This window comes from Candidatus Margulisiibacteriota bacterium, assembly GCA_028706105.1.
GTDB lineage: Bacteria > Margulisbacteria > Riflemargulisbacteria > GWF2-35-9 > DYQY01 > DYQY01.
In genome coordinates, this window is record JAQWCF010000101.1 from 1 (window position 1) to 5,475 (window position 5,475).

4 protein-coding genes are annotated in these 5,475 nt (G+C 33.2%); 2 read left to right on the plus strand and 2 right to left on the minus strand.

Going from position 1 to position 5,475, the window contains the following annotated elements; translation table 11 throughout:
• Positions 1–165: 165 nt before the first annotated feature.
• The gene (gene uvrA / locus PHF25_08545; GenBank protein ID MDD4528061.1) at positions 166–2,925 is read right to left on the minus strand and encodes an excinuclease ABC subunit UvrA; all 2,760 of its coding nucleotides are present in this window, start codon (positions 2,923–2,925) and stop codon (positions 166–168) included.
• A gap of 38 nt (positions 2,926–2,963) precedes the next feature.
• Positions 2,964–4,058 carry an AAA family ATPase gene (locus PHF25_08550; GenBank protein ID MDD4528062.1) on the minus strand — a complete coding sequence of 365 codons (1,095 nt, stop codon included), beginning with the start codon at positions 4,056–4,058 and terminating at the stop codon, positions 2,964–2,966.
• Positions 4,059–4,212: 154 nt separating this feature from the next.
• On the opposite strand from PHF25_08550, the gene PHF25_08555 reads away from it, so the two are divergent.
• Both PHF25_08555 and PHF25_08560 read left to right on the plus strand, forming a co-directional pair.
• Positions 4,213–4,779 (plus strand): TIGR03936 family radical SAM-associated protein, encoded by a 567-nt coding sequence (locus PHF25_08555; GenBank protein MDD4528063.1) that lies wholly within the window; start codon positions 4,213–4,215, stop codon positions 4,777–4,779.
• Positions 4,779–5,475: GAF domain-containing protein (locus PHF25_08560; GenBank protein MDD4528064.1), on the plus strand; the 697-nt coding region annotated here is incomplete at its 3' end. The genes PHF25_08555 and PHF25_08560, both read left to right, overlap by 1 nt.

Genomic DNA, 5,475 nt, shown 5'->3' on the forward strand with positions numbered 1-5,475 from the left:
GCTAAGCTCGGGTGAATAGCACCTTCCCTTATAAAGGTAAGGATTTAGTCTCAAAATACAATACATTTAAATGGTCACTAAGGGTTTTGAGGCGTAAGTGGGAGGAAAATGTGGGTTAATGTAATTACAGGAGGGGCAAAGTCTTAATTAGATAGTAATTTTAATTTATAAGTATTTAGCTGTATGTGATTTCTTAACTTTCTTAATACCCCCAAGATTACCTTGATAAACCAATTCCCCACCTTTTTCGCCACCATCAGGTCCAAGATCTATAATATAATCAGCGGAATTAATTACATCTGTATGATGCTCAATAACTAAAACAGTATTTCCTTTATCAACAAGCTTCTGCAATACTTTTAGTAGTAAATTAACATCAGCAAAATGCAGTCCAGTGGTTGGTTCATCTAATATATAGAGAGTTTTACCCGTAGCAGTTTTAGTTAACTCTGAGGCTAATTTTACCCTTTGAGCTTCACCGCCACTTAAGGTCGTAGCACTCTGCCCTAATTTTATATAATCAAGTCCAACTTCTAAAAGCATTTTTAGGTATTTCATAATCGAGGGAACATTAACGAAAACTTCAACAGCTTCTGCCACAGGCATCTCCAGAATATCCGAAATATTGTATCCTTTGTATTTAACCTCTAAAGTTTGGCTATTATAACGCTTTCCTTTACAGACATCACAGGGAACATAAACGTCTGGTAAAAATAACATTTCTATTTTCATGCTACCATCACCCTTGCAGGCCTCACATCTACCTCCTGGTACATTAAAAGAAAATCGTCCGGGTTTATAGCCTCTTTTTTTTGCTTCTTTAGTTGTAGCAAACATTGTTCTTATTTTGTCGAATAATCCAATATAAGTTGCTGGATTACTTCTAGGTGTTCTACCAATTGGGCTTTGATCTATAACAATTAACTTATCTAAATTATTCATGCCATTTATTTCTGTATAATTATCTTCAGGTCCACCTTTTAACGAAAACAAATTAGTAAATTTAAAATTCTTGATATTTTTATAGAACACGTCGAATATTAGTGTGCTTTTCCCACTTCCCGACACCCCAGTAACGCAGGTAAATTGTCCTAGAGGTATTTTAATATCAATTCCCTTAAGGTTATGCATTTTGGCACCTTTAATCTCAATTTCACCGTAAGGCTGTCTATCTGGATGAGCTGAAATAACAACATTTCTTTTGTGATTCAAATAATCTGCGGTCAAGTTATCTGTTTTTAAATACTCATCGAGTTTGCCTTCAAACATCAATTGTCCGCCATTACTACCTGCTTCAGGTCCAATTTCTATCAAATAATCTGCATGCAGCATAATGTCTCTATCATGCTCAACTACTATTAGAGTGTTTCCTAAGTCTTTCAACTTTCCAAGTGCAACGATGAGCCTATCGTTATCTCTGGGATGCAATCCTATTGTCGGTTCATCCATAACATAAAGCACTCCAGATAGGCCAAAACCCATTTGTGTGGCAAGCCTAAGTCTTTGTGCTTCTCCGCCGCTAAGTGTGGATGCTGCCCTTTCTAGTGTCAGATAATCTAGTCCAATATCAAGCATAAATGAGAGTCTGTTCTTTAGTTCTAAGATTACTTGTCTACTTATTTCTTCCTCGCGAGGTGTAAGATTAGCCTTTGTAACAAAGTTAAGTAGCTTACGAATAGATAATTCAGTTAAATCAATGATGTTTTTATCTTCAATCTTCATTGCCAAAACTTCTTTCCTTAACCTTTTCCCTCCACATTCATGGCAAGGTGATTGATCCATAGCTTTTTCCATATTTTTTTTACGATATTCGGATTTGGTTTCTCTAAAACGAATACGTAACATATCTCTTAAACCAATAGTAAAATAATCATCATCACCATAAAAAACTCCTTCTAGAAACTCTCTTGGGATGTTTTCTATTGGTTGAAATAAACTTACTTCTTTATCTTTAGCATATTTTCTCAGTTCTTTAGTAAATGGTTTTACAACATAAAAGCCCCCAATGTAATTGAGCCAATATTTAAGTGATACTGATTTATGATAAAAGAAACTATCTAACGTAAAGTCCATAGTAACGCCTAAGCCCTTACAGGTTGGACAAGCACCTTGTGGATTATTAAAAGAGAAAAGGCTAGGTGAAATTTTCGGCAAACTTATGCCACAATCAGCACAGGAAAAATGTGTGCTAAAGTAATAATCCTTTTCGTCGATCTCTATTGTACAGAAACCATTTCCTTCTTGCAGTGCTATATCGGTTGACTCAAATATTCGAGCTAATTTACTTTCTTCAATTACAATCCTGTCTATAACTAAATCAATTGTATGTTTTTTATTTTTATCTATAACTATGTCTTCATCTAGGTGGAAATATGCTCCATCAATGCGCAGTCTTAGAAAACCATCTTGCCTTGCTTTCTCAATAATATTACGGAATTCACCTTTCTGGTTTTTGACCAGAGGAGCCATGATAACGCTTTTTTTGCCTTGGAACTCACTACTTACCTTAGTGACAATCTGGTCAATTGTTTGGTTTTCGATATGTTTGCCACATTCTGGGCAAAAGGGTTTAGCTATAGATGAATATAGTAACCTTAGGTAATCATAAATCTCCGTTAATGTTCCTACTGTACTCCTGGGATTATGTGAAACACTTTTTTGTTCAATAGAAATAGAGGGAGATAATCCTTCTATTCTTTCTACATCAGGCTTTTTGAATTGACCAAAGAATTGTCTAGCGTAGGAAGATAAAGATTCTAAATATTTCCTTTGTCCTTCAATAAAAATGGTGTCAAAGGCTAAGGAGCTTTTGCCTGAACCACTTACACCAGTAATAACAGTTACAGTATTCTTAGGGATAGTAACAGAAATGTCTTTTAAGTTGTTTTCTTTAGCCCCAACTACTTTAATAAAATCTTGTTGCATAGTGAGGTGATTTTAGCAGAAAAAGAGGCATAGGTCAGTTACAGTCTTTCTAATATTTCGTCAATATTTACATATTTTTTTATGAGATCTTTGGCGATATCAATTTTAAAGGTATCTTTATGATTAATTTTTACCAGTATTTTGCTAACCATTTTGGATGTTTCATAAGTCTCATAAGGGACTGCAATCATAGGAATGTCATGGCTTTTAATTAAATCTATGGTCTTTTTTCTAGGCATTACGCCACAAGTTAAGATAATCCCTCTAACATGTTTTTCTGGAAGACAGGCTGAAGCAGAAATAACAGCTTCGATGACACTATGCCTATCACCAGGAACGATGAGTAAACTACCCTTTTCGAGATAATTAACAACTTTTTTTGGTGTCATAGCTGCCACAACAATTTTATTAATATTTTTATAAGAGGTTGAACATTCATTAATGCAAGTTGCGTGTTTAAGGTTTTCCTGAATTAACATCATATTGGGGCTGGAAAGCGCTTCTTTGTATGGAATAAAGCCTAAGACAGGGATGTTTTGATAAGAAAGTGCTTGTGTAACGAGCCTTTGAGTCTTTTCATATTTATCTTCTAAAACTTTATTAATAATTACGCCTAAAATTTCAACATTCTCTTTATCAAAAAGAGCTTTATTGAGCATTATTTCATCAATAGTATTTCCTATTCCACCTGGTGCAATTAATATTACCTTGGACTGAGTTAAGGATGCTACTTTTGCATTACTTAAATCAAGCACGGAGCCAACTCCTGCATGTCCTGTTCCTTCGACTATCACAATATCACTATTTTCAGCTATACATTTAAAGGAATAGTCTAATCTATCTAGTAACTCTTCTTTTAAATCATGACGGTTTTCAATATATTTGGTGGTATATCCAGAGGGAATGGCGATTGGACTCATGTCTTTAATATTATAATTTGACTGAAATATTTGTTCTATTAGATAAGAATCTTTATCTATTTGCTCATTATCAACACTGATATATCTTTGCCCTATTGGCTTGATAAATCCAACATTGAATTTCTTTTCTCGAAAAACATTAAACAATCCTATAGATGTTGTTGTTTTTCCATCACTTTGAGCGGTTGCTGCAACAAAAAGATTTTTTGACATATTTAAATTGTAAATGGTTAATGGGTAAAAGGGAATGGGTAGTTAATGACAAATAACCGCTTATCAGCAAGCAAATCCAAAAACTATAAACATTTATTTGATCTTTATGTTAAAGACTCTGTGCGATAAGGACCGAATAAGATATTATTAAGATATGGAAAAAGAATACTACTATATTATCTCTTATCAAAAAAAAGGAGAAATGAAGTATATTGGGCATTTGGATTTAATGAACTTTTGGCAAAAAGTGTTCAGAATGGCTAACCTTCCAGTGGCTTATACCCAAGGCTTTAATAAAAAAATGAGGCTTAATCTAATTCAGCCTTTACCTCTAGGGATGGAAGGACTAAATGAATATTTGCATGTAACCTTGACCGAAGAAATAGCTACTGAAAATATTGAAAAAACATTATTGGATAAACAACAAAATAAATTAGTCTTTAATAAAGTAGTTAAAACAAAGTATCCCTCAAAATGGTTCAGCAAACATTTGGCTGCGGCTGTTTATAAAGTATATCTAGGTAAAAACTCTGAAATTAACTCTTTTACTAGGCAATTTGCAGATAAAATTATTAGTACCATCGATTTAGGTAGCAAGGAATATCTTATTAAAATGGTTAATACTCCTCAGTTACAAATAAACCCGTTCAAGCTGTTCTCACAGTTACCTTATATTGATATAATTGAGATAAAAAGAACAAGGTTAGTGTATCAAATATAATGGGAAATTTTATTATTTTATTATTAGCAATCAGCTTACTTTCAATTTTTATTTATTGTAAGGTTCAAACTCGTATTGTGTTAAAAGGATTAGACCAGTTTATCGAGGGCAAATTCTTTAATGTGCTTTCTCCTCACCCTGGTCCATTTAGGACAATAGCTAACAAAATAAACCTAACTGTCCATAACCTGATTGTCGAAAAGGAAAAAGTTGAGGAGATTCTACAGGACCAACAGTTAATTAGATACATGTTTACTGAGTTTTTCTTACATGCACACTCACTTTACAAGAATGAAGATATTTATAGTTTAACTGTTGATTCTTTGTATAAAATGTTTCATCCGGAAGTTGTTTGTTTTGTAGTTATGAAACCTGGGTATCTTGCTGATGTTTATGCTAGGCAGACAAACGATAAAAGCACTCCAACTTTAATTGTTAAAGAAGATATCAAAATTAAAGATAAAGATATTTTATTGAAACCTTTTTTATCTAATGTGCCTTGTGAAAATGATTGTAGGATTTTTGTTCCAGAAGTCATTGATAAAGTTCATAATTTTTTACAAATCCCTATTTCTGTTGATAAAGAATTTATTGGTATTCTCCAATTATTTAATAGTAATTGTGGCTTTGATAATAACGACAAAGAATTAGTCCAAACTATGGCTGTGTTTTTGGCAAACCAAATGAAGGTTATCC

Excerpts from the sequence above, each read along its gene's own strand:
- uvrA (MDD4528061.1), bottom strand. The coding sequence starts at position 2,925 with ATGCAACAAGATTTTATTAAAGTAGTTGGGGCTAAAGAAAACAACTTA.
- PHF25_08555 (MDD4528063.1), top strand. The coding sequence starts at position 4,213 with ATGGAAAAAGAATACTACTATATTATCTCTTATCAAAAAAAAGGAGAA.
- PHF25_08550 (MDD4528062.1), bottom strand. The coding sequence starts at position 4,058 with ATGTCAAAAAATCTTTTTGTTGCAGCAACCGCTCAAAGTGATGGAAAA.